Raw genomic sequence first — 25,738 nt, forward strand, 5'->3', positions numbered from 1 at the left:
AACACCAGCAGAATATTTTTATGGCTCATCCCCACTTTCAACTACAGGAGGAGTAACCGTATTTGTAGGTCGGGAAAGCCGTACAACTGACTTAATTTTATCTAGAGTATATTCATATGAAACAGTACCGCCACTAGATTGCTGCTCAATTGAAATTGAATTTTCTGTGCTTCTCACCAATGTGCCTATATGTTTTACACCATCGCTGAGCGTAATTTCGATATTCGAGCCCATCGAAGCGCTAATATTTTCAAGTGCAATGCGAACCGCGCTAGATTTGCCTTTGCCGATATTTTTTACTGTTTTATCTTCTTCTGGTGCTAACGGTTCAATATCTTTAGAAGAAAAACGATCTTTATCAGTACTTAGCATAGGGTCATAAGTGCCTTCATCTTCTAATTCAACTTCAGCCGCCTCTTCTGCATTAGGCAAAGGCTCATCTTTAGGTGTTGCAGTTGGTATGTTACTTACAATTTCACTGTCATCCAAAAGTGGGATATTTTTTAATCCTCCACCATAAGCTCCAACTCCGGCCATGACCAAGCCTACTAAGCCCATTGCAAAGCCATTGCGAGCCTGGCTTCTGTTCCACTTAACAAAACTATAAATAGGCACAAATATTGGTGGTATTAATAAAACCATCAGCCCCCAAAAAAAACTTTCATTAAATGCATCTAGCAGCACCATAATCATGCCCACTAAAATCAATAGTAGTGCAAGAATCAAAACAACTTGAGCTAGCATATTTTTACCCCTAAAGCCTTTTTAACTTAAATAGCTGTTTGAATTTAAAGACGCTTCTAATTCATCCATTACAAGCTCTTTTTCTTGCTTCGAAACATTATTGTTCGAAAGCCTTTCCCGCCAAACCTGGCGCATTCTACCAGTATCCATGTGCAAATAAGATAATATTTCCGAAATCGTATCTCCAGGTTCTTCATCACAAATTTGATATGAATTATCAGCTTTTATAACTATATTGACCGCATTGGTTTCGCCAAACAGGTTATGCATATCACCAAGAATTTCTTGGTATGCCCCGACTAAAAACAGGCCCAATATATAATCTTGCTGTTCACTAATATCATGCAAAGATAGATAAGGCAGGATAGATCCTGCCTCTATATACCTATCTATTCGTCCATCAGAGTCACAAGTTAAGTCATAAATTCTTGTTTTAATTGTAGGATGTTCATCAAGCCGATGTAGTGGCATAACTGGAAATATTTGATCCAAGCCCCAAATATCTGGTGTGGACTGAAATAAAGAAAAATTACAGAAGTATTTCGCAACAAACTTGCCCTCAAGATCTAATCGATCTGAATCTACCAAACAATGCTTAACTTTAAATATCTCTTTATAAGCAATACTCAATAGTTTTTCAGCTTCAGCTTTTTCAACTAGCGAAAGATCTCCACAAGAGAATTCTCGCTCAATTTCATAGGCAAGTTTTTTTAATTCTGCATAACTCTCAGCTATTTTCGGCGAATCATATTCATTAAAAGATACTGCTTGAATATTTTTTATATAATTTTCAAGTAATTTCAAACTAGCACTTGAAGTCCAATCATTAACCAATTCTTTTTGATCAGCCTTTGCATCTAAATGTGCATGTTCTATATCAATTACATCGGTTAACAATACCGCATGATAAGCGGTCATAGCACGGCCATTTTCACTAAAGATTGTAGGCTGAGTTAACAAATGTTTTTCACAACTATCCGTAACGATTTTAATAATTGTTTCGGCGTAATCATTTAACGTGTAGTCCATAGAAAAATATGAATTAGTATTGTTTCCTTCATAGTCCACCGCTAATCCGCCACCGATATTCAGCAACTCGAATTTCACACCCAGTTTTGTTAACTCAGAAAAGTAATGCATACCTTCTTGCATACCTGACTGAATATCTTGTAGCGATGGAATTTGTGAACCCATATGAAAATGCAACATTTTCATCCAATGCAAAATATTGCTCTCTTGCAGCTGCTTAACTAAAGCAAGCACTTCATTTGAAGTTAAACCAAACTTAGAGTGCTCTCCGCCTGTATTTTGCCAATTACCTTGCGCGATTGAATTTAAACGTACACGCATACCAAGGAGTGGTTGTACATTGAGTTCTGAACACTGCTTTAGAACATGTTGAAATTCTGCCAGACTCTCCATAACAATTATAATCTCATTTCCTAGCAAACAACCTATTAAAGCAAGGCGAATATACTTCTCATCTTTATAGCCATTACATATTATGGTTTGCTGTTTTTTATTTGCGCCTAAGCAAGCTATCAGCTCAGCCTTACTTCCCACCTCAAAGGCGATGGGCCACTGTTCCTGATCATGGAAATGCTGAATAACTGTAGCTTGTTGATTTACTTTAATAGGATAGGCAGCAATGTATTTACCAAAATAATTATTAGCTTTAATAGCTTGCTGAAAAGCCAAATTTAGATTACTTAATGATTGTTGTAATATTTGTGGGAAACGCACCAGAATCGGAAAACCTATACCTTTACCTTTGAGACTTTCAGTGAGTTCGTATAGATCTAGCTCTGCAGCTGCCACTTTAGCAACCACATGTCCTCGGTTATTGATATCAAAATGCTGCAAACCCCAATCATCTACTCGATAATGATTTTTTGCTTGTTTAACATTCCATTTATTTTGGTAACTCATAAAGAATAGACTTTTTTATATATTTTTATACTCAGCAATTTATAGTACAGCTTGGTTAATAGAACTTAGAATATACGCAGGATCAAAGAATGCAAAATAATAATTGGTTTACGGAAGAGTGCGCCGCGGCTGGCACTGCATTTTCACTAGAAATTAACGAAAAACTGCATGAGGAAAAAACTCCATACCAAAAAATAGAAATATACTCGACCAAAAACTTTGGCAAACTTATGGTGATTGATGGTTTTATCATGTTATCGGAACGCGATAACTTTATATACCATGAAATGATGAGTCATCCCGCGCTATTTTCTCACCTAATGCCGCGCAATATTGTCATTGTAGGTGGCGGAGATTGCGGCACCTTATTAGAGGTTGTTAAACATGATTGCGTTGAAAAAATTACACAAGTTGAAATAGACCGACGTGTCACTGATTTATCTTTAGAATATTTCCCACAACTTTGTGCAGCAAATTATGATCCACGCGTGAAGTTAATATTTGATGATGCAATCGAGTGGATGAGAAATGCGCCAGAAAATTCAATAGATTTAATAATAGTAGACAGTACAGATCCAATTGGTCCTGCTAAAGGGTTGTTCTCAACACCCTTTTATAAAGACTGCTTTCGTGCACTAAAAACAGATGGGTTGCTGGTACAACAGAGTGAGTCGCCCCTCATACACCTAGATAGCATCATCAATCCCATGCACAAGTATATGGGTGAAGCAGGCTTTACAAACGTTCAATTACTTAACTTTCCGCAACCTGTTTACCCGACTGGATGGTGGTCAGCTACGCTAGCAAACAAACAAAGTTCGATTCATTATTGTCGAGAGCAAGAGTCAAAATCTTTACAGTTTGAAACACAATATTACAATCACGCTATCCACATAGCGAGTTTTGCCTCACCTCAGTTTCTATTGAAACAATTCTAGGAATTTATTTCTCCATAAAAAAGCGCCTCATATGAAGACGCTAAAATATTTTACATACAACATGTCCTTACTTAATCACAAACTCTGGGTATGCTTCCATCCCACATTCTGAAATATCTGCACCTTCCATCTCTTCTTCTTCAGATATGCGAATACCCATCACCATTTTAAGAATGCCCCAAACAATTAAGCTGGCTACAAATACCCAAACAAAAATCGTTGCCGCTCCGATAAGCTGACCAGAAAATGATGAATTTTCACCATTCGTAACAGGGACCAATAACAAGCCTAATAAACCAACTACACCGTGAACGGATATAGCGCCTACTGGGTCGTCTATTTTCATCTTATCGAGCGCAAGGATACTAAGCACAACCATGACTCCACCCAATCCGCCAAACATAGTTGCTTGTACTACAGTTGGTGTTGATGGCTCTGCAGTAATTGCAACTAAACCAGCCAATGCTCCATTCAATGCCATGGTCAAATCAGCTTTACCAAACATAAAGCGTGCCAGGATTAATGAAGCAATCAACCCACCTGCAGCTGCAGCGTTGGTATTCATAAACACAACAGCAACCGAGTTAGCGCTTTCCACGCTTGCTGTGGCTAATACTGATCCGCCATTAAACCCAAACCATCCTAACCATAAAATGAACGTACCTAATGTTGCTAATGGTAAGTTAGCGCCTGGTAATGCCATAGACCTACCATCTTTCGTGTACTTACCTTTACGCGCGCCCAGCAATAAAACACCAGCCAAAGCTGCACTAGCGCCTGCCATATGCACAATTCCAGAGCCTGCAAAATCAGAAAATCCAAGGTCACTCAAGGTATACATACCAAATACGGGCTGACCTCCCCAAGTCCAGCTACCTTCCATTGGGTAAATAAATGCTGTTAACACAACGGCAAATATTAAGAAGGCCCATAGCTTCATTCTTTCTGCTACCGCGCCTGAGACAATCGACATAGCCGTCGCAACAAATACTACTTGAAAGAAAAAATCAGCGGATGGTGCATATGTTGCGGGCTCTTCCGCTCCTGCAACCCCGTCACCAGCAATGCCATTTAAAAACATTGTGAAATCATCTCCGCCATACATTATTGAGTAACCGCATATCATGTACATGGTGCAAGCCACTGCATATAAAGCAATATTTTTGGTCAAGATTTCAGTTGTATTCTTAGAACGCACCAAACCAGCTTCTAGCATTGCAAAACCTGCCGCCATCCACATTACTAACGCACCGCACATCAAAAAATAAAAGGTGTCTAATGCATACTGCAATTCAAATATATTGTTTTCCACAATTCCCTCCTATTAGGAATTTTTTTGTAAGTACTTAAAGAGCAATCAGTTCGTATACGCACTGATTGCTCTAGCGATGAAACAAAAATTTTTCCATCGCCGATCTTTCCAGTATTTGCAGCTTTAATAATTGCTTCGATTACAGAATCTAAAAGACTGCTATCAATCGCAATCTCGAGTTTTACTTTTGGCAAGAAGTCGACCACATATTCTGCTCCACGATATAACTCGGTATGACCCTTTTGCCTGCCAAATCCTTTAACTTCTGTGGCCGTAACGCCCGCTACACCAATTTCAGATAAAGCTTCGCGTACATCATCAAGCTTAAAAGGCTTAATTATTGCTGTAACAAGCTTCATAATTTATCTCCTTATTTAGGATTTAGTTTGTAATTTCTTAAGTGGATAACTGTGCAAGTTCCCGAGCACAGTTGAATTATTATTTGATTAGCTACCACTTCCCCATTTCATGATGTCGAAGCTACGATGAATGCCTACATAAGCCGAAGTTTCATCGCCATCTCCCAAGCCATCACAATCTGCGCTTACCACACTGCCACAATCACTGGTGAGTCCTGCAGGATCCTTATCCAAATCGGTATGCATCACAGCTGCCGTGACATCAAAACCTGCTAATTCAAAGCCATAACCAAACTCAAACGATTCACCTAATTGATCGTCTGCATCATCTCCAAACACTCGGTATGTGAGATACGCACCATTCCACCCTACAGAGGCGCCAATAAAGTCATACTCATCCCCTTCGATATTGCCTGCGTCATCAACAAAATCACCGTTGTAATCACCTTTGGAATATTCAAGATCTAATGACCAAAGATCATTCGACCAGCCAGCATAAAAATTCGCTTCGTTGTATTCATTATCAAAACTATCCGAATATTGATAACTCGTACCGCCAGCACCTAGATAAAATCCATTTGTGAACTCATGTACATAGCCTGCATAGAGATCGTACTCAATGCCATCATCCACATCGGCAATCCAAGTGCCGGCATAAAAACCACCAACTTCTATATCGATTCCACCGTTGCCAGATGCCGTATCGTTCTGCACGATGCCGCGAAAGATATACTCAGACAAAACCCCTGCATTACCGGTAAGTGTCGCCTCATATGCAGATGCATTAGTTGATAGCACTATAGTGCTGGTGGCTAGAACAGCTGCTATTGACAGTTGTTGTAGTTTCTTATTCATTTAGATATCTCCCTTTAAAATAGGTATTGTTTATATTTCCGATTTACCATTTCCTTTCACTAATGCATGTGACGTGCCAACTTTTTATTCGATATAAAACAATCACTTACTTGAAAAGTAATCTCATGCAGCAAAATTATGCACCACGAACACATGCTCTTGCTCTTAAATGGTGCGCTGAAATTTACTAAGATTCCGTTAAACTAGTAGCCACAATGTGGGAGCAAAAGAAATGAAGATTGATACCGAAGGGTTGGATAAAACAGTCAGCGAGATCGTTCAAAAAATCAGTGCCGCGATACCTGAAGACTTAAAAACAGCTAAAGAAGGACTAGAAAAAAATGCGCGCGCTACAGTTGAAGGCGCCTTTCAACGTCTTGATCTTGTCACCCGTGAAGAATTTGATATTCAGGTTATGTTGTTATCAAAAAGTCAGCAACGTGTGAAAGATCTGGAACAACGAATTAGTGAGTTGGAAGAAGCAGTAAATAAGAAATGAATTTTAAGGAATAATAAAAATCCATAATAAAAATAATTTCTAATGAGTCTCGCCACTGTCTACTCCCGCGCTCAAACGGGTATGGACGCACCCCTAGTCACTGTTGAAGTAGATCTTTCAAATGGTTTGCCTGGATTATCTATTGTTGGCTTACCTGAAGCTGCTGTAAAAGAAAGTAAAGATCGTGTCCGTGCAGCACTGCTGAATTCAGGATTTGAATTTCCCGCACGGCGTATCACTGTAAATCTAGCGCCAGCAGATCTTCCCAAAGAAGGTGGAAGATTTGACTTACCTATTGCTCTAGGAATTTTGGCTGCATCAAAGCAATTACCTAAAGAGTCTCTAACCTCGTACGAGTTCTTAGGTGAACTAAGCTTAAGTGGCGAGTTGCGTGCCATACATGGTGTATTGCCTGCAGCAGTTGCAAGCGGCAAAAAACAACGCGCAATTGTGGCGCCAATTGAAAATGGCGACGAGGCCTTACTGGCAAAACAAACTACGGTGTTTGCAAGTAATAGCTTGCTAGAACTTTGCGCACATTTATCTGGACAAGAATTGCTAACGGCTTATGAAAATAATATCGAGCCCAATCAAAGCATAGAAGCATTAGATCTTTATGATGTACGCGGCCAACACCGTGCAAGACGGGCTTTAGAAGTAGCCGCCGCAGGTTTTCATAATATGTTAATGGTGGGATCCCCTGGCAGTGGCAAAACCATGTTGGCAAGTCGTCTACCGAGTATTCTGCCACCGTTGGGTGAAACTGAAGCAGTGGAGTCTGCAACTATCTACTCAATAAGTCATGGTGGGTTCTCTCGTGATCAATGGGGTATTCGCCCATTTCGCGCACCGCATCATACTGCATCAGGAGTCGCATTAGTCGGCGGAGGCTCCAACCCGATGCCTGGAGAAATATCCCTAGCGCATCATGGTGTTTTATTTTTAGATGAACTGACTGAATTTGATCGACATGTTTTAGAAGTGCTTCGAGAACCTCTTGAAACAGGTAACATTGCCATTTCTCGCGCTGCGAGACAGGTGCAGTTCCCTGCTCGCTTTCAACTCGTTGCCGCGATGAATCCATGTCCGCAAGGTTGTGATATTGATATAAATGGAAATTGCGCCTGCACTCCAGAACAAATTCGCCGCTACCGAGGACGCATCTCAGCACCTCTATTGGATCGAATTGATATTCATATTGATGTACCGCGTGTAGCTAAAGAACAACTTAAACAAAAAAGTCCGAACAACAGCGAAACAAGTCATGACGTACAAAAAAGAGTGTGCGCTGCGCGCGAGCTGCAAATTAATCGACAGCAAAAACCCAATGCTTATATGACTAACAAAGAAATTGAGATATTTTGTGTACTTAATGAAGACTGCGACAAACTTATGGATAAAGCATTTGAACAATTAGGATTATCAGCACGAGGTTACCATCGCACACTCAAGCTCGCGAGAAGCATTGCAGATCTAGATAATTCGCAAAGCATCGAAACTAATCACCTCAGTGAGGCAATTAGTTATCGACAATATGATCGCCTACTCAATAAGTAGGTTAAATTAGAAATAGTTGACTACTTTACTGATTCCAACATGTAATCGACAACCTTCTTAATGTCGTCATCAGAGTAATCTGCACGACCACCCTTAGCTGGCATTGTACCAATACCATTTATAGCACTTGAGTATAGTGCATCTGCACCTTTCGCTACGCGAGGACCCCATCCAGCTTTATCGCCTAGCTTTGGCGCATTAAGCACACCAGAGTCATGGCATGCTGCACAACCTTTATAAAGATCCGCAGCACTTTTACTCTCACCTGCATCATTCGATGCCATCACTGTATCAGCAGAACTTTCTCCGCCTTCACTTGCATTAACGGGTGTAACGCCAGCGATAGCTACCGTACCGACGGGCTGAATTCGATCTTCTATATTACCCTGCACAAGACTATCATCAGTATAATCAGTATTTGTGAGTATATTTGAAATCACTAAAATAATGACCGTTAGCGCTATGAGTACGCCTACAATAGTCATCAATGTCGTTGCAAACTGATTGTCCTTCACACAAACTCCTAAATTGTTGTTGTTACCTTATCTAAGCGTGGCGAATTATAGTGAATGCGAGACATGAAACCAATCACCTATAACAGTTATATATAGGAAAATTTTTAGGTAGGGCTCACTATGCTATTCGACTTAATACCTACAAATATGACTTAATCTGGTCTTATCATGCCATTCCCATCCAGCCCAGACCCCCATGCCATAGGTATTTTACTACTTACTATTTTCGCATTATTTCTATTCACAAGAGAAAGTATCCCCTTAGAGACTTCTAGCTTATTAGTGATAGCGATCTTGGCCGTAGGGTTTGAACTGTTTCCCTATCAAATAGAAGGTGAAAAATTCCACTCCATTGACCTATTCTCTGGATTTGGGCACGAAGCCTTAATTGCGGTATGTGCCTTAATGATTGCTGGACAAGCACTGGTGCGTACTGGCGCACTCGAACCTATCGGTCGTTCACTTGCAAAACTCTGGAGAGTGAGCCCATTACTATCATTGTTATTAACATTAATTATTGGAGCGGTGCTCAGTGCATTTATTAATAACACTCCTGTAGTCGTACTACTGCTGCCAATTTTAGTGAGTGTTTCTCTACGAACTAATCGCTCTCCCTCGGGTGTATTAATGCCAATGGGCTTTGCCACATTGGTAGGGGGCATGTGTACAACAATAGGTACTTCTACTAATTTATTAGTGGTGTCTGTTGCCTCTGACATGGGCGTGGAAAAGTTTTCCATGTTTGATTTCGTATTGCCTGCAAGCATTGCTTCAGTAATTGGAATTGCTTATTTATGGCTGATTGCACCACTTATTGTTTCTGAACGTGACACCCCTTTATCAGATACCTCACCTCGTGTATTTCTGGCTCAACTACATATACCGGAAGAAAGTCGTGTGGTAGGTAAAACCTTGGCGCAAATAATTAAACTCACTAATGGCGCAATGAAAGTAGAACGCATACAAAGAGGCGAAGACACACAACTTTCTTTATTACCGGATGTAGAAATTAAAGCAGGTGATCGTTTATTCGTGCGTGACACACCTAAAGAATTAAAAGAATACGAAGATGTTCTAGGCGCTACACTATATTCAAAAAACAACGAGCTCATTGACGAAGACGAATTAAAGTCCAGCTCGCAACAACAGTTGGCAGAAATCGTGGTTTCACAAGGCTCGCCGCTAGAAAACACCACAATTTCTCGGTTACGTTTTAGCGACCGTTATCAACTTATACCACTTGCATTACACCATGCAGGTACCACCATCGATACACTACATTCTGGTGTACGCGAAGTATGGTTGCGCACAGGCGATATTATTTTAGTGCAAGGCAAAGCCGAAGCACTAAAAAAACTGAAACAAAGTGGTGAACTACTAATTTTAGATTCCACAGAAGATCTCCCGCATTCTATTAAAGCGCCGTTAGCGTTATGGATCATGATTGCCATAGTCGCAACCGCTGCACTTGGTGTTTTGCCCATTGCCATTAGTGCAGTGTGTGGAGTGCTGCTGTTGATAGTAACTGGCTGTTTAAACTGGCGTGATGCCACGCAAGCGCTCAGCACTCCAATTGTACTTATTGTCGTTGCAAGTTTAGCCATGGGCGCAGCACTGCTAGCTACAGGTGGCACAGAATACTTAGCAAGTGTGTTTCTTTATCTCACAGCAGGTGCAAGCGCACCAATAGTACTAAGTGGTTTAATGTTGTTGATGGCATTACTTACTAATATTGTTTCTAATAATGCAGCAGCCGTAATTGGTACACCTGTTGCAGTAAGCATTGCTCAACAACTAGATCAACCCGTAGCTCCATTTATCTTAGCCGTATTATTTGGTGCCAATATGAGCTACATCACACCAATGGCCTACAAAACTAATTTATTAGTCATGAATGCAGGTGGTTACAAATTTATGGATTTTGTAAAAGTAGGCACACCACTAACGATAATTATGTGGTTGAGTTATTCGTGGCTATTACCGTGGATTTACGATTTATAAAAATTTCGTGGCTTGATGATGAGAATCTAATTAACTAGTTAGATATATTAACAGACTAATTAATATTATTAGAAGAAACCTGGCGGCCATTTACTATATCTTCAGCCATTGAACCAAGTTCTACAATCAAATTAATTTCATCATTGTCGAATCTTCTGGGTTGAGTATCCACTAAACATAGCGTGCCAATATTCATTCCAGAATCAGATTGCAAAACAAAACTGATGTAAGAGCGTACCCACGGTTCACCTACCACAAGTGGACTATCAAAAAATCGACTGTCTTCACTCGTATCACAAATTTCATAAATACGCCCCCAAGGATGATTACTTGTTAGTTCACAAATTGCATGTGCGCAAATAGAAATGTCTCGTGATATTTCTTTTGGTGTAATTCCCCACGCAGACTTAAACCACTGGCGATCGGAATCTATAAAAGTAATCAATGCGATTGGCACTTGAAGTTTTTCTGCAGCAAACCGTGTAATGCAGTCAAACCGAACATCAGCAGCAGTGTCGAGAATCTCCAGCGCGCGCAACGCGACTAATCGACTAGATTCATTTTGCGGTATCGGGGGAAATAACATACTTTGCTCCAACCAAGTAGTTTCAAATCATAATAATTCATAAATAGAATCAAATAAAGAGAACGATAGTTTCTATTGAGTTAGGTATCTCTATTATTTTATTTGGAAATGCCTAATTCTGTTTCCAGCAGTTACTTAGCTTAAATTCTATAGTTAAGCGTGCACAGTCTATTGTGCCGTTAACAATGCAAGACGGCCTTAAAATATTTATCGAATATAAGAAGATTTAAACTGCTAGCACATCAAAAATTAATTATATGCACTCGACATGGATACACGATCAATACTAAACGAATGAGGTGTAATCATCATTCAAGAAAATAAACTAGCGTAGAGATAAGCAGTACGACTATACCTAACAAACGAATTAGATTTGTACTCGATAATGAATCAAGCTCATTGTTTAGTTCATTCTGAGACCGTAAATTAAATTTCACAATTTCAGCATATATAATTTGAATAACTTTTGGAAAAACCAAACCCATTAGGCCTAATAGCCCAAAAAATAATATCAATACATTTGCATTAGTCATCGTTAATTACCATTGATAAATACATGTTTTTTATGCCCACCTTGGGCCAATAACAGTCATCCATCCAGTATAATTTAGTCTTTATACCATCTCATTTACTGGTGTTCAGCTGCTTACTATAAAATAGAACTCAAATTTCCTTTAGATAACTTATCGTATGCTTTCTATTCTTCGCCCACTTATATTCTTGCTATTATGTTCAGGCTTGCTTGTTGCCTGCTCGCATTCACCTCAACACAGTGAAACATCTAGCAAAACCAAAGTTACAACGGCGAAAAGCAATCAGAAGAAACTTAATGCAGGTGATGAAATTGCGAATTTAGCCACATCATTATTGGGCAGTCCATATAAATATGGTGGCTCGTCACCGGAGGGTTTTGATTGCAGTGGCTTGGTGCATTACACACACGGAAAATTAGGAATTCGTACACCACGTACATCATTGCAACAATATAAAAGTGCAAAGAACATCAATCTAAGTAATTTACATGCTGGTGACTTGGTATTTTTTACTCTAAATAAAACTAACGTTTCACATGTTGGAATTTACGTGGGTAACGGTCGTTTCATACATGCTCCAAAAAGTGGTAAGCGTGTGGCAGTGAATAATTTAAACGACAACTATTGGCAACCACGATTCGTTAGCGGTGGCCGTTTCTATTAGCTTATCAAACAGTATCCATTCACAAAACTTCCCCATCTATCACCCCGGCCATCCCTCCTATCCTCATCCAGACCATAGCCACTCTCAAATTCTCTAAAATGGATTGACCTTAAACATGGATGTATCAAGGTAGCGTAAAGTGGACAAGGAAGTTAAAGACACTATTAGAAAGATTTTTAATAATCTTAGAAAAAAACAGCCTAGGATGAAATCCCGAAGAAGTGATAACGTCGATAAGTTGATTCGCGATTATGAGGAATTAGACCCTCAAGTTCGCAGCAAAGAATAAGCTTAGTAACTAATCTATTCAGCGCTTTCTTCAGTAAGGTTAGCAGCCGCTATACCTGCTTCTTTTTCTGCCAACATATTTATGATACGCAGAACATTTTCAAAGCCTCCAGCATCACCTGCGGATGTACGATATTTACCATTAATAATTATCGTAGGTACAGAGCTTGAACCATATTGACGAACCATCTGTCCAGAGCGATTAATTTTAGTCTCTACATATAAAGAATCATAAGCGCTTTTGAATTTATCGGCATCCACATCATGTTGTGATAAAAATCGTGCCATCGATTCTACATCTCGTAAACGTCTACCCTGAACATGAATCGCTTCAAAAAATATAGGATGCATTCTTTCTAATTCACCCATAGTTTCTAATGCGTAATAGGCTCGTGCATGCGCAAGCCAACCTCGATTAAGTACAGCAGGCATACGAATGAAACTTATGTAATCTGCTTTGGTATCTTTCCAGCCCGACAAATGTGGTTCAAATTGAAAACAGTGTGGGCAGCCATACCAAAATAATTCCAACACCTCAACTTGACCATCTTCCACATCCGTCTCAACTGCAGGAGAAATGCGATGATAATGTTTACCTTCTACAAAATTAGTAATCGGCGCATGATCATGTCCATCTTCAGCACTAGCACTTACAGTTAACAATGAGAAAATTAGAGCAGCGAGTAGATTCGGAAAAATACGATAAAGGTTGTGCATAGTTATGTTTTATTTTTAGGCAAAGTATTAGTTACTTATATAGACACTGATAATACACGGTAGTTCTGCCATCGTTAGACAAATTCTACCGCTTATCTTATCAATTTTTAGGTTAACTTTTCGGGTCAACCTATCAGGTTAATTTTCTGGCTCCAATTCTTAGAAAGCCTTTATTTAGTGTAAACCAGAAATATATTCAGCAACTGCGTCGATTTCAGTATCGCTTAAATAAGTTGCGATTTCTTTCATCATATTTAAATTATCATCAGGTTGATATCTAGCACCACTTCGATATGACCTTAGTTGTGCTGCGGTATATACCGCGTGCTGGCCTGCTAAAGCAGGAAATTTTGCTGCAGTATTACCCACACCATCAGGCGCATGACAGGACATACATGCAGGCACACCGGTTTCAGCATTACCGCCACGATAAATTCGCTCGCCAATAATATGTAACTTTTCACCTTGAAATTCTTTATCTGGGTCTGCACTACCTGCATTAGTGGCTTGGCTTGAATAGTAAGCAGCTATGTCTACTATATCTTGATCAGATAGATTTTCAGCTTGTGAATTCATCAGCGTGCTCACACGAACTTTTTCTTTGAAGAGATGCAGTTGGTCTACTAAATACTTTTCACCTTGCCCAGCTAATTTTGGCCATGCAGGATTTGCACTCACTCCACCTGCACCATGACATGCAACGCATGGTTCAGATTTTTGTTTGCCAGCGTCAGCATCACCCGCGGCATGAACACCGCCCACATAAAATCCGACCAGAATTAAGATTGCGATTAGCAAACACTGTTTTCTCTTCATGTATAGAATCCTTACTACAGATATTAATATTGGTAACTAAGCTTTGTTATTAAACTATCATAGCGTTGCAGTTTAAATTGAAGCAGACCTATTCAAAACCTTTCTTGTTAAAACTTACTGGGGCATAGCATATAGCACTTATGGCCGCAAAACAGCCAAGAAACTCAATGATAATGAGCTGATTTGCTGTAGGCACAATTGTTCAGCTCAAATGCGTTAAAATCTATCTTACTAACTGTATATCTATCCATTATAGGCCTCTAAATGACTACCTTGCTTTCCAAAGCACAATTCTTGCGCAGCGCATCTTCTGAGAAAGACTTCCCAAATGATATCAAAGCCGAAATCGCATTTTGTGGGCGTTCTAACGCGGGCAAATCGAGTGCGATTAACACGCTTTGCCGTCAAAACTCGCTAGCTCGCACAAGCAAAACCCCAGGTCGCACCCAATTAGTCAATTTCTTTAAGTTAGACGGTGACACCTGTTTGGTCGATCTGCCAGGCTATGGCTATGCCAAAGCACCCGTTAAAGTGCAACAACAGTGGCAAAAGTTAATGGAGACGTACCTGATGCATAGAAATCCACTATGTGGGCTAATCTTGCTGATGGATATACGTCATCCACTGACTGAAATTGATTGGACTATGATTCGCTGGACAAGTCATAACCATCTCCCACTTTATATCTTGTTAACCAAAGCCGATAAAGTTAATCGAAACCATACGGTAAAAACCATGACTCAAGTCAGCTCTAAACTTGAACAAGAAGGTTTTGAATTCGGCATACAAACGTTCTCCGCCACCAAACAAATAGGCTTAAGCCAGGCCCAAAATAAAATTAGAGCGTGGTTAGATGCAGCCATGACCGATGAGTATGAAAAAAAGCGCCCCGGTTAAACATTAGGTAACCGGGGCTAAAATTGACTCGGTTGGGGAACCCGAGTCTTTTTGTCCCGCTAAGGGAGGGAAGCGGGTAACGCTATTGCGTTATAAGTTAGAGGATCGTTACTAAAAAAAGTTCGCTAAAAATGGCATAAATTGGTGGTCATATCGGCTAATAAATAGACAGCTTTTTGGTGCCATACCTGTAGTAAACAGCAGGGAGAAATCTTAAAAAGCTAAAATCGTTGCTTTACCGTGATCCCATACGCTTCGGGGTCTTCATCTGGAAGTGTAAGGCTATTGTGGTATTTAGACCTTTGACGCAACTCGTCTAAGCCATCGCCTTGATATATTTCAAACGATATTAGGCGCTGCTCATGTGCCGCAGATTCAACAGGAAAACCAGTGGTATCTATAGTATTAGGCATAATCATATGCTCATACAACTTAATGATTCTTGCTTGTTGTGACAAATCGGGTGTCCATGAGAATGGATGAGCAGACGCACTGCTCGAAGTGGCTACATTATCTTTATAAGCAGAAATATCTAAATTTAATTCTGGCTCAACGGCGCTCGCAATCTGTGCGATGGATGCCATAGATACTAAAGCCGCTAGAAGTATGGCTGCAGTAATGATGTTCCTTATCATTATCCGTCCTATAGAGAGTAAGTAATCTTCACTTTGTAAAGCGTTCCAACTCCAAGTGAATTAACCAGAATTATATTTCTACGTTACGACTCTGCGTATCAGGCAAGATAAATGGTGAGGCCAATATGATAAGTGGGAATTTTAACTGCGCAATACTGCTACGCATATAGGTAACTAACTGATAGCTGAATCTGTGCTAGTGAGCTTCATCCCAATTATTACCAATGGCTGCATCTACAACTAATGGTACCGATAGTTCTGCAGCGCTTTCCATTTGCTCAATGACACTTTCTTTTGTCGAACCAATCACACTTTCTTCTACTTCAAAAACCAATTCATCATGTACCTGCATAATCATGATGCATTCGGGTTGCCCAGCGATTTTTTTGACTGATTTTTTATCTTGCAGCCAAACATCTATGTTAATCATGGCGCGTTTAATAATATCTGCCGCGGTGCCTTGCATAGGTGCATTGATTGCAGTGCGTTCTGCATATTGGCGACGTTGTACATTTTTATTATTGATATCTGGCAAATACAATCTTCTACCAAACAATGTTTCGACATAGCCCTGTTCACGCGCGAGCTCGCGGATACCATCCATATATTTTTTCACGCCGGGGTAGCGTTCAAAATATAAACTTACATATTGTTGAGCTTCAGTTCGCGTAATACCTAATTGCTTAGCTAATCCAAATGCTGACATACCATAGATTAAACCAAAGTTAATTGCTTTCGCAGCACGACGCTGTTCTGACTCAACCTTATCTAGCCCAAGACCAAACACTTCCGCTGCAGTTGCACGATGGATATCCTCACCTTGTGCAAATGCTTCGCACAGTCTTTCGTCTTGAGATAGGTGCGCCATAATACGTAACTCAATTTGCGAATAATCCGCAGCCAACACTTGATAACCTTTTGGTGCAATGAAAGCCTGTCGCACACGTCTACCTTCCTCAGTGCGTATGGGTATATTTTGTAAATTTGGATCAGAAGAAGACAATCTCCCCGTAATCGCCACCGCTTGATGATATGAGGTATGTACACGCTTGGTTTTAGTATTAATTAACGCAGGTAGTTTATCTACATAGGTTGATTTCAGTTTACTTAAAGTACGGTGCTCTAAAATTATTTTAGGCAATGGATAATCTACTGCTAGTTCCTGCAAAACATCTTCTGCGGTAGAAGGCTGCCCTTTTGGTGTTTTGCGAATAACCGGTATTCCTTGCTTTTCAAATAAAATTTCTTGTATCTGTTTAGGCGAACTTAAATTAAACGGACCTTCCGCTAATTCAAATGCTATTTTTTCCACTTCAGTTATTCTTTTAGTTAATTGCTTGCCTTGCTTAGCAAGTTGCTTATCATCTATCAGCACCCCATTTCGTTCGATATTGGAAAGTACTTTCAACATAGGCAGCTCGATAGTTTCATAAAGCACTTTTTGCTTTTTCTTTGTGCTTAGCTCAGACCAAAACTCTTGGTGCAAACGTAATACCATATCTGCATCTTCCGCTGCGTAATCAAGTGCCACGCCTAAATCAACCTGGTCAAAGGTAATTTGCTTAACACCTTTCCCTGCAACATCTTCAAAATGAATATTGGTGTGTTGCAGGTGCTTTTCACACAAAGTATCTAAATCATGTCGACTAGCAACTGAATTACACACATAGGATTCCAGCATCGTGTCATGCTGGATGCCATTGAGTTGAATGCCATGATTTAATAAAACGCTACGATCGTACTTTAAGTTATGGCCTATAATCTTAGCCTTACTGTCATTCAAAATTGGCTCAAGACTTTTTAACACCTCATCCCGATCTAATTGCTCAGGCGCACCTGGATAGTTATGGGCAAGTGGCACATAGGCTGCTTCGCCCGCCTCAATTGCAAAAGACAAACCCACCACATTTGCTCGCATATAATCCAAACTATCTGTTTCCGTATCAAAAGCCACTAAATTAGCTTGCTGAAGTTTCTTCAGCCATCGATTAAAATCTTTTTTAGTTAGAATAAGTTCATAGGAAGCTTTTTCTATTTCAGCAAATTTTACAGCTTCACTACTTTCAGAAGATTCTGCACTTACATCATCGCGATCAGCATCACCATGTTCTTCGTTTAACTTTTTTAACCAAGTTTTAAATTCGAGATGTGAATATAGCTGTCTTAGCTTTGGCACATCTTCTGTTTGGATCTTTAATTCATCAATACTGGTGGATAACTCTAGATCACAACGAATTGTAGTGAGGTCAACTGACATAGGTAGTTGATCGATATGTGCACGAAATTTTTCGCCGACTTTACCTTTAATTGCATCGGCATTTTTAATGATTTCATCTAAAGTTTCATATTCATTCAGCCATTTGGCCGCAGTCTTTGGCCCAACACTTGGCACACCTGGAATGTTGTCAGATTTATCGCCCATCAATGCCAAATACTCAATGATTTGATGCGGTGCAACACCAAACTTACCCATCACTCCATCGGCATCCATTTTTGTATCAGTCATGGTGTTAACCAAGGTGACTTGGCCATTAACCAGTTGTGCCATATCTTTATCGCCAGTAGAAACCAAAACTTCATATCCTTGTTCCGATGCTTGTTTTGCTAAAGTACCGATCACATCGTCTGCTTCAACGCCGCTTTCACAAATTAGTGGTAAACCCAGAGCGCGCACCATGTCGTGCAGAGGTTCAATTTGAACGCGTAACTCATCAGGCATTGGAGGCCGATTGGCTTTATATTCTTTGTACATGTCATGACGGAAGGTTTTACCTTTAGCATCAAACACGACCGCAATATGGCTTGGTTTTTCATTTCCGAGCAATCTATTCAACATGCTGATCACGCCACGAATAGCGCCGGTAGGCATGCCTTCAGAATTTTCCAAGTTTTGCAGGTTAGGTATGTGGAAAGCGCGATACAGATATGAAGAACCATCGACTAAAACAATTGGCGGCTTAGATTTTGATTGCGAATTTGATTGTGATTTTTTTGCCATGGATTAAGAAGTTATTGCTAGTGATCAGTCAGCTGGAACGTTATCATGTCGCTAAATTTGAAACATGAAAGTGGTTAAATATATTCCACATCTTGCATCAGGTATCTGATAGCTTAATTGTTGATCGAATTTAGTAATAAAAATTATCTTTCTCTTATGAAAATTCTAATTTGTGAGCGCATTGGTCGCTACGAGGCAAAGATGTTTTTAACGAAATATCGAGATAAACCAAAGTATTCTCAATAGCAAATATAAGAATTACAGTTAAACAGCATGTCCGTATACACAAACATCGAGCAATCTGAGCTTGAAGTTTTTCTAAGTAATTATTCCTTAGGTGCATTAGTAAGCTACCAAGGTATCAACGCGGGTATCGAAAATACTAATTATTTTGTTACCACTGAAAATGGTGAATTTGTTTTAACCATTTTTGAAGAAGTCGGATTTGATACGTTACCGTTTTATTTAAATTTCATGGCACATCTATCAGACCATGGTATGCCAACTGCACACCCCATCGCAGACTTGCATAATGATTATGTGCGTGTTTTAAAAGATAAACCTGCAGCGATTGTCCGGCGTTTAGAAGGTAAAAATGTTCTAGAGCCAAATACTACTCATTGTTCTGCAGTAGGGCATGCACTAGCGCAGATACATACCTTAGGCGATACATTTCAAAGTGTATTAGAAAATCCACGTGGTATTTCATGGGCAGAAAAAACTGCAGAACGAATATTTAGTCATCTATCAAGTGATGAGCAAATGCTACTTGAACAAGAAATTCAACATCGAAAACAATCTTTGCCTGAAGATTTACCAAAAGGCGTAATCCATGCAGATTTATTCCGTGACAATGTAATGTTTAAGGACCAAGCCTTAACTGGAATAATAGATTTTTATTACGCCTGTAATGACACCTTGCTATATGATTTAGCCGTCACCATAAATGACTGGTGTAGTAAAGAGAATGGTGATCTAGATATTTCTTCTTACACTGAATTAATGACTGCTTACCAAGCCCAGCGAAGCTTAATTTCAAGCGAAGTTATTACATGGCAGTATATGCTTAGAGCTGCAGGACTTAGATTTTGGCTTTCGCGCTTACAAGATAAAATCTTTCCCAAGGATGGGGAAATAACTCACATTAAAGATCCTGATGTATTCAAAAACATCTTGCTCTCACGCATAAATTGGACACCTGAAATTATTCTCTAAGGAAGCCTCTTGGTTTTGGAAAATATCTGCAACAAAATCGATGCGCTAAATGAGCGTGTTGGCCAACTCGCCGCATGGTTAATTTTAGTGATGGTATTTATAACTTTCCTGGTGGTGGTACTGCGCTATGGCTTTAACTTTGGCCGTATATCATTACAAGAATCCACTACATATCTACATGCATTTGTATTCATGCTCGCAGGTGCATATACCCTAAAATACAATGAACATGTGCGTGTAGATATTTTCTATCAAGATATGTCGACGCGCAATAAAGCAAAAGTAGACTTATTTGGCACTTTGTTTTTATTACTCCCCTTTGCAGGTTTTATCCTTTGGGTAAGTTTTGATTATGTAATGAATTCTTGGAAGTTACTTGAGAGTTCTCGCGAGGCAGGCGGCCTCCCTTTTGTTTACATTTTAAAAACCTTTATCCCATTAATGGCAGTGTTACTTTTTTTACAAGCTATTTCTTTAGCCGTACGTGCCTGGCTAAATATTAAAACAAACTAATCGAAAATTAATTAAGAAATAAAATGGAAATTATTGCATTCATATTATTTCTAGCGGTCATTTGTGTGTTGTTATTTGGTTACCCAGTAGCGTTCACACTGGCAGGTGTTTCGTTAATGTTTGCCTTTGCAGGAATCCTTACCGGCACTTTCGATCCTGCACTACTACAAGCTTTTCCAAGTCGCCTATTCGGCATTATGACCAATCAAACACTTATCGCAGTACCACTGTTTGTATTTATGGGTGTGATGTTAGAGCGCTCTAAAATTGCTGATGAATTGCTCGACACTATGGCTTCTTTGTTTGGTTCATTGCGAGGTGGGCTGGGAATTTCCGTGGTACTTGTTGGCATGTTATTGGCTGCCAGCACAGGCATTGTCGGTGCGACCGTTGTGACTATGGGCTTATTATCGTTACCCACCATGTTGAAAAGAGGTTATCAGCCTGAAATATCCACGGGAATTATTTGTGCATCCGGCACTCTGGGTCAAATCATCCCGCCTTCGATTATTTTAGTTTTACTTGGAGATGTTCTTTCATCTGCATATCAACAATCACAACTAAGCCAAGGCATCTTCTCACCCGACACTGTATCGGTAGGTGATTTATTCGTAGGCGCAATCATTCCAGGACTGCTATTGGTAGGACTGTATCTTATTTATTTGATTTTTATAGCCTGGACAAAACCTAATGCAATGCCAGCGCTTCCAAAACACGAAGACATTAACTTAACCGCATGGCTTAAACGCGTCACACTCGCTTTGGTTCCACCTATTTTATTAATTGTTCTGGTATTAGGCTCGATTATCAAAGGCGTAGCCACGCCTACTGAAGCGGCATCGGTTGGCGCAGTAGGAGCATTATTTTTAGCACTACTTAATCGTCGACTTGACTTGCAATGCTTAACAAATGTAATGCAGCGTACCGTTCGCGTAACGTGCATGGTGTTTATGATTTTTATTGGTGCTTCAATTTTCTCTTTAGTGTTCCGTGGTTATGGCGGTGATGCCGCAGTACACGAACTGCTTACACAATTACCCGGTGGCACGTTTGCAGCTATCTTTATCGTGATGCTATTGATGTTTTTATTAGGTTTTATTCTCGACTTTATTGAAATCACTTTTGTAGTCGTGCCCATCGTAGGACCGGTTTTACTCACGCTCGGAGTAGACCCAGTATGGCTAGGCATAATGATTGCGATTAATTTACAAACTTCTTTCCTGACCCCACCGTTTGGTTTTGCATTATTTTATTTACGTGGTGTTGCGCCCAAAGAAATTCAAACCAAACAAATCTATCGTGGCGTGGCGCCTTTCATAGCCATCCAAGTGATTGCATTAATGCTAATTGCTTACTTCCCTGAGCTAGCCACATGGCTGCCTCAGAAGTTTTATTCTTAGTAAATATTTTGCAAAAAAAAACGGCGCCCAAATAGATTATCTGGGCGCCGTTTTATTATTAAATGATTTTCTACTTAGCTGTACGGTGAGAAAGTTGGTATAAGTTGGAAGTATGCGAATACCACTAATACTGCGTAGCCTACTCCAAACCCGATCATAATGCTGCGATTCATCGCAGTAATATCCTTACCGCCAGATCGTAATGGCAGTGAAGCGACATAAAGTGCCGTTAAAAAATTAAACAGGAAAAATAATTGGATGGTGTATTCCTTGGCATCCCACATGGTGCGCCATTTGATAAAAAGATCATCCACTGTGCGTTCTCCTTTCCTGTACTTTTATTATGGTTATTATTAAATTCAAATACTCAGACCGTGTTTTAGTCTATCCGCTACGTAAGTTCAAGTAGGCACGTTCGGAAATATCTAACCAGGCACGTGATTTATTGAAAAAGTCGGTATATGAATCATATATCTTACGTGCCAATGGATCGGTATAGCCCAATTCTGCGGTCACTTCTTTCGATAATACCGCCAACTTGCTGATTACGTCATCCGGTAATTTACGCAATTCTACATTGTGCTCATTCACTAATGTCTCTAAAGCATCATTGTTGCGTGCTATATATTCTAAAGACATATCTTGGTTAGCCACTCGGCAGGCAGTCATCACAATAGACTGCAAGTCCTCTGGCAATTCATCAAAGGCGCTTTGATTTATAAAACACTCTAGCGTAGTGCCCGGCTCATGCCAGCCAGGATAATAGTAGTACTTAGCAATCTTATGAAAACCAAAAGCTAAATCATTATAAGGGCCCACCCATTCTGTTGCATCAATGGTGCCAGACTGCAATGAAGTAAATAATTCACCACCAGGAAGATTAACCGGTGTGCCACCTGCACGTTTTAACACTTCTCCACCTAAACCCGGTATACGCATCTTCAAACCTTTTAGGTCTTCAAGTGTATTGATTTCTTTATTAAACCAACCGGCCATTTGTACATTGGTGTTTCCTGCTGCAGCGGGCACTAAACCAAATTGCTTATAGGCTTCTTGCCATAACTCCATTCCACCGCCATGGTATAGCCATGCATTCATCTCCATCGCCGTCATTCCAAACGGCGTAGTAGAAAAAAACTGTAGCGCAGAATTTTTTCCTTTCCAGTAATACGCCGAACCATGGCCCATTTGTGCCGAGCCACTTGCCACGGCATCAAAAATTTCAAACGCCGGTACAAGCTCGCCTGCACCATACACCTTTACGTTGATGCGGCCATTCGACATGGCATTAATTTGTTCAGCTAAAAATTCAGCACCCGTGCCTAAACCAGGAAAATTCTTCGGCCAAGTGGTCACCATTTTCCACTCAAAAGTTTTATCGTTAGCAATAGCTGTAGTAGAAGGCTGTGCGTCCTTTTCTTTTCCGCCACAACCAGCAAGACCTGCTGTTGTACCCGTAAATGCAGTGGCACCCGCATATTGTAAAAATTTTCTTCTTTGCATAATCAACTCACTTAACGTATGTGAAATATATAACCTGATGCATATTTAAAGATGCACATCAAGCGATTACATTTAAGTTTGCATAGGCAAGCACTAACCATTTACTACCTGCCGATTCAAAATGTACATGCACTCGTGCACTGCTACCTTTGCCTTCGCAATCTAGCACAACCCCTTCACCAAACTTTGCATGCGATACTCGCCCTCCAATCTTAATACCCGTGTCGTTCAATGCTTCGCTATTCGCTCTAGCACCATTCATCATCATACTAACCGTTTGGGCTGGAGCCGTCTGTGTCACAGTTGATCGAGGACGTACCTCTGCAATCAATTCACCCGGTATTTCGCTTAGGAAACGCGATGGTGGATTGTAGTTATCGGTACCGTATTGACGCCTAGATTCTGCATAGGTCATTACTAACTGTTGTCGTGCACGCGTAATGCCTACATAGCAAAGTCGGCGTTCTTCTTCTAAACGGCCAGGTTCTTCCATTGACATACTGGAAGGAAATAAACCATCTTCCAAGCCCACTAAGAATACTAACGGGAACTCTAAACCTTTCGCGGCATGTAGCGTCATTAACTGCACACAGTCATCCCACTGGGCACCTTGACCTTCGCCCGCTTCAAGCGCTGCATGTGTTAAGAATGCATCTAATGGCGGCATGCCTTCATATAAATCGTCATCTACGACAAATCCACGAGCTGCCACCACAAGCTCTTCCAAGTTTTCTACTCGCGACTTGGCTTTCTCACTAGCATCTTTACCGTGATGCGCAACTAAACCGGATACTTGAATTATATGATCAACCTGCTCACTTAATTCCAAATTTGTAATTTCTTTAGAAAGCTTGACCATTAAATTCATAAACTGTACAAGTGCATTAGAAGCACGTGCAGCCAGCAGACTAGATTGCAGAATTTTTTCCGCTGCTTGCCACATGGTAAGTTGATGTTGTTTAGCAAAATCACGTACCACAGCAACCGTACGTTGACCGATGCCTCGCGTTGGCACGTTAACGATACGTTCGAAAGACGGATTATCATCAATATTTTTCGCTAAACGCAAATACGCTAGAGCATCTTTAATTTCTGCACGTTCAAAAAATCGTAAACCGCCATACACTCTGTATGGAATACTTTGCGATATAAATATTTCTTCAAACATACGTGACTGCGCATTGGAACGATACAGAATCGCAACATCATCACGACGACCACTACAGGTATCTAACCATTGCTTAAGTTTATCGGCAACAAAGCGTGCCTCATCTTGCTCATTAAATGAGGCGTATAAATAAATCGGGTCGCCATCGTCACCATCGGTCCACAACTTCTTACCCATACGACCCTGATTGTTATCAATCAAAGAATTGGCAGCGGATAAAATATTGTTAGTAGATCGGTAGTTTTGTTCTAGTTTAAAAAGCTGTGAGTCTTTAAAATCTTTCTCAAAGTTTTGAATATTCTCTACACGTGCACCGCGCCAACCGTAAATTGACTGATCGTCATCTCCTACTGCAAATATAGGGTTTTGCTCGCCAGCAAGCAGTTTCAGCCACTGATATTGTATGGAGTTGGTATCTTGAAACTCATCCACTAAAATATGACGAAACTTAGTTTGATAATGCGCAAGAATTTCAGGTCGATGCTTTAATAATTCCAAACTACGTAACAATAGCTCTGCAAAATCGACTAAGCCCGTTTGCTCACAAGCATCTTGATAGGCTGCATAAATTTTTATCAGCTGGCGTTGCGTAATATCGCCATGGTCATGCATGTCTTTTGGGCGCAGGCCTTCTTCTTTTTGCGAGTTGATAAACCAACACGCATTCTTGGCAGGCCACTTAGTGTCATCTAAACCCATACCTTGGATTACACGCTTCATTAAGCGTATTTGATCGCCACTATCTAATATTTGAAAGCTCTGCTTAAGATTAGCTTCTTGCCAATGCGCACGTAACAAACGATGTGAGATACCATGGAAGGTACCCATCCACATTCCACCTAAACGATTATTCAATAACTCTTCGACACGAGCACGCATCTCCGCGGCTGCTTTATTAGTAAAGGTTACAGCCAGGATACTAAACGGCGACACTCCTACGACTTCGCATAACCAGGCAATACGATGCACCAACACACGGGTTTTACCACTGCCAGCACCGGCAATAATTAAAGCAGGCACGGTATCGCAACTTACGGCTTCACGTTGCGCCTCGTTAAGAGGATCTAAAATTGGAGTAACATCCATAATTACAAAT

Annotated in this window: 24 protein-coding genes; 9 read left to right on the forward strand and 15 right to left on the reverse strand. The window is 40.3% G+C overall.

What is annotated here, in order from left to right; translation table 11 throughout:
• Positions 1–18 precede the first annotated feature (18 nt).
• A complete protein-coding gene (locus GKR92_09110; GenBank protein QMU61843.1) occupies positions 19–744 on the reverse strand; it encodes a hypothetical protein in 726 nt (241 codons plus the stop codon).
• A 21-nt stretch (positions 745–765) separates the two neighbouring features.
• The gene (gene speA / locus GKR92_09115) at positions 766–2,673 is read right to left on the reverse strand and encodes a biosynthetic arginine decarboxylase (protein QMU61844.1); all 1,908 of its coding nucleotides are present in this window, start codon (positions 2,671–2,673) and stop codon (positions 766–768) included.
• Positions 2,674–2,762: 89 nt separating this feature from the next.
• Between speA and speE the strand changes: the two genes are divergently transcribed.
• Complete coding sequence (gene speE / locus GKR92_09120; protein QMU61845.1) at positions 2,763–3,611, forward strand: polyamine aminopropyltransferase; 849 nt, start codon at positions 2,763–2,765, stop codon at positions 3,609–3,611.
• Positions 3,612–3,678: 67 nt separating this feature from the next.
• Here speE and GKR92_09125 read toward each other — a convergent pair whose 3' ends face one another.
• The 3 genes from GKR92_09125 to GKR92_09135 form a co-directional block, all read right to left on the reverse strand.
• Positions 3,679–4,923, reverse strand: coding sequence for an ammonium transporter (locus GKR92_09125; protein QMU61846.1), 1,245 nt, complete (start codon positions 4,921–4,923; stop codon positions 3,679–3,681).
• Entirely contained in the window at positions 4,887–5,282 is a 396-nt protein-coding gene (locus GKR92_09130) for a P-II family nitrogen regulator (GenBank protein ID QMU61847.1), read from the reverse strand. The genes GKR92_09125 and GKR92_09130 overlap by 37 nt, the downstream gene beginning before the upstream one ends.
• Positions 5,283–5,369: 87 nt before the next feature.
• Entirely contained in the window at positions 5,370–6,137 is a 768-nt protein-coding gene (locus tag GKR92_09135; GenBank protein QMU61848.1) for a hypothetical protein, read from the reverse strand.
• A 232-nt stretch (positions 6,138–6,369) separates the two neighbouring features.
• Here GKR92_09135 and GKR92_09140 point away from each other — a divergent pair, with 232 nt between their 5' ends.
• Positions 6,370–6,636, forward strand: a complete 267-nt coding sequence (locus GKR92_09140) for an accessory factor UbiK family protein (protein QMU61849.1) — start codon at positions 6,370–6,372, stop codon at positions 6,634–6,636.
• Between the two features lie 42 nt (positions 6,637–6,678).
• The gene (locus tag GKR92_09145) at positions 6,679–8,193 is read left to right on the forward strand and encodes a YifB family Mg chelatase-like AAA ATPase (protein ID QMU61850.1); all 1,515 of its coding nucleotides are present in this window, start codon (positions 6,679–6,681) and stop codon (positions 8,191–8,193) included.
• A gap of 20 nt (positions 8,194–8,213) precedes the next feature.
• On the opposite strand, the gene GKR92_09150 is transcribed toward GKR92_09145, so the two are convergent.
• Positions 8,214–8,708 carry a cytochrome c5 family protein gene (locus GKR92_09150; protein QMU61851.1) on the reverse strand — a complete coding sequence of 165 codons (495 nt, stop codon included), beginning with the start codon at positions 8,706–8,708 and terminating at the stop codon, positions 8,214–8,216.
• Positions 8,709–8,876: 168 nt separating this feature from the next.
• Here GKR92_09150 and GKR92_09155 point away from each other — a divergent pair, with 168 nt between their 5' ends.
• Positions 8,877–10,709, forward strand: a complete 1,833-nt coding sequence (locus GKR92_09155; protein ID QMU61852.1) for an SLC13 family permease — start codon at positions 8,877–8,879, stop codon at positions 10,707–10,709.
• A 55-nt stretch (positions 10,710–10,764) separates the two neighbouring features.
• Here the strand turns inward: GKR92_09155 and GKR92_09160 are convergent, their stop codons facing one another.
• Positions 10,765–11,295, reverse strand: coding sequence for a GAF domain-containing protein (locus tag GKR92_09160; protein QMU61853.1), 531 nt, complete (start codon positions 11,293–11,295; stop codon positions 10,765–10,767).
• Positions 11,296–11,603: 308 nt separating this feature from the next.
• The gene (locus tag GKR92_09165; protein ID QMU61854.1) at positions 11,604–11,828 is read right to left on the reverse strand and encodes a hypothetical protein; all 225 of its coding nucleotides are present in this window, start codon (positions 11,826–11,828) and stop codon (positions 11,604–11,606) included.
• A 157-nt stretch (positions 11,829–11,985) separates the two neighbouring features.
• On the opposite strand from GKR92_09165, the gene GKR92_09170 reads away from it, so the two are divergent.
• On the forward strand, positions 11,986–12,492 hold the full coding sequence (locus GKR92_09170; protein QMU61855.1) for an NlpC/P60 family protein: 507 nt from the start codon (positions 11,986–11,988) through the stop codon (positions 12,490–12,492).
• A 303-nt stretch (positions 12,493–12,795) separates the two neighbouring features.
• Here GKR92_09170 and GKR92_09175 read toward each other — a convergent pair whose 3' ends face one another.
• Together GKR92_09175 and GKR92_09180 are read right to left on the reverse strand one after the other, a co-directional pair.
• Positions 12,796–13,497, reverse strand: coding sequence for a thioredoxin domain-containing protein (locus GKR92_09175; GenBank protein ID QMU61856.1), 702 nt, complete (start codon positions 13,495–13,497; stop codon positions 12,796–12,798).
• 174 nt (positions 13,498–13,671) lie between these two features.
• Positions 13,672–14,313 (reverse strand): c-type cytochrome, encoded by a 642-nt coding sequence (locus GKR92_09180; GenBank protein ID QMU61857.1) that lies wholly within the window; start codon positions 14,311–14,313, stop codon positions 13,672–13,674.
• A 264-nt stretch (positions 14,314–14,577) separates the two neighbouring features.
• On the opposite strand from GKR92_09180, the gene GKR92_09185 reads away from it, so the two are divergent.
• Positions 14,578–15,210: a YihA family ribosome biogenesis GTP-binding protein gene (locus GKR92_09185; GenBank protein QMU61858.1), complete on the forward strand. Its 633-nt coding sequence runs from the start codon at positions 14,578–14,580 to the stop codon at positions 15,208–15,210.
• 221 nt (positions 15,211–15,431) lie between these two features.
• Here the strand turns inward: GKR92_09185 and GKR92_09190 are convergent, their stop codons facing one another.
• A complete protein-coding gene (locus tag GKR92_09190; GenBank protein QMU61859.1) occupies positions 15,432–15,845 on the reverse strand; it encodes a hypothetical protein in 414 nt (137 codons plus the stop codon).
• Positions 15,846–16,041: 196 nt separating this feature from the next.
• Positions 16,042–18,843 carry a DNA polymerase I gene (gene polA, locus GKR92_09195; protein QMU61860.1) on the reverse strand — a complete coding sequence of 934 codons (2,802 nt, stop codon included), beginning with the start codon at positions 18,841–18,843 and terminating at the stop codon, positions 16,042–16,044.
• A gap of 273 nt (positions 18,844–19,116) precedes the next feature.
• Here polA and GKR92_09200 point away from each other — a divergent pair, with 273 nt between their 5' ends.
• The 3 genes from GKR92_09200 (at position 19,117) to GKR92_09210 (ending at position 21,971) form a co-directional block, all read left to right on the forward strand.
• Positions 19,117–20,058 (forward strand): homoserine kinase, encoded by a 942-nt coding sequence (locus tag GKR92_09200; GenBank protein QMU61861.1) that lies wholly within the window; start codon positions 19,117–19,119, stop codon positions 20,056–20,058.
• Between the two features lie 90 nt (positions 20,059–20,148).
• On the forward strand, positions 20,149–20,571 hold the full coding sequence (locus tag GKR92_09205; GenBank protein ID QMU62764.1) for a TRAP transporter small permease subunit: 423 nt from the start codon (positions 20,149–20,151) through the stop codon (positions 20,569–20,571).
• Between the two features lie 23 nt (positions 20,572–20,594).
• Positions 20,595–21,971 (forward strand): TRAP transporter large permease subunit, encoded by a 1,377-nt coding sequence (locus tag GKR92_09210; protein QMU61862.1) that lies wholly within the window; start codon positions 20,595–20,597, stop codon positions 21,969–21,971.
• A gap of 74 nt (positions 21,972–22,045) precedes the next feature.
• Here the strand turns inward: GKR92_09210 and GKR92_09215 are convergent, their stop codons facing one another.
• The 3 genes from GKR92_09215 to uvrD form a co-directional block, all read right to left on the reverse strand.
• Positions 22,046–22,285: a hypothetical protein gene (locus GKR92_09215; protein ID QMU61863.1), complete on the reverse strand. Its 240-nt coding sequence runs from the start codon at positions 22,283–22,285 to the stop codon at positions 22,046–22,048.
• Positions 22,286–22,355: 70 nt separating this feature from the next.
• Complete coding sequence (locus GKR92_09220; GenBank protein QMU61864.1) at positions 22,356–23,474, reverse strand: ABC transporter substrate-binding protein; 1,119 nt, start codon at positions 23,472–23,474, stop codon at positions 22,356–22,358.
• Between the two features lie 58 nt (positions 23,475–23,532).
• A complete protein-coding gene (gene uvrD / locus GKR92_09225) occupies positions 23,533–25,728 on the reverse strand; it encodes a DNA helicase II (GenBank protein ID QMU61865.1) in 2,196 nt (731 codons plus the stop codon).
• Between the last annotated feature and the right edge of the window lie 10 nt (positions 25,729–25,738).

The sequence above is a fragment of the Gammaproteobacteria bacterium genome (assembly GCA_014075255.1).
Classification (GTDB): Bacteria; Pseudomonadota; Gammaproteobacteria; order UBA4575; family UBA4575; genus JABDMD01.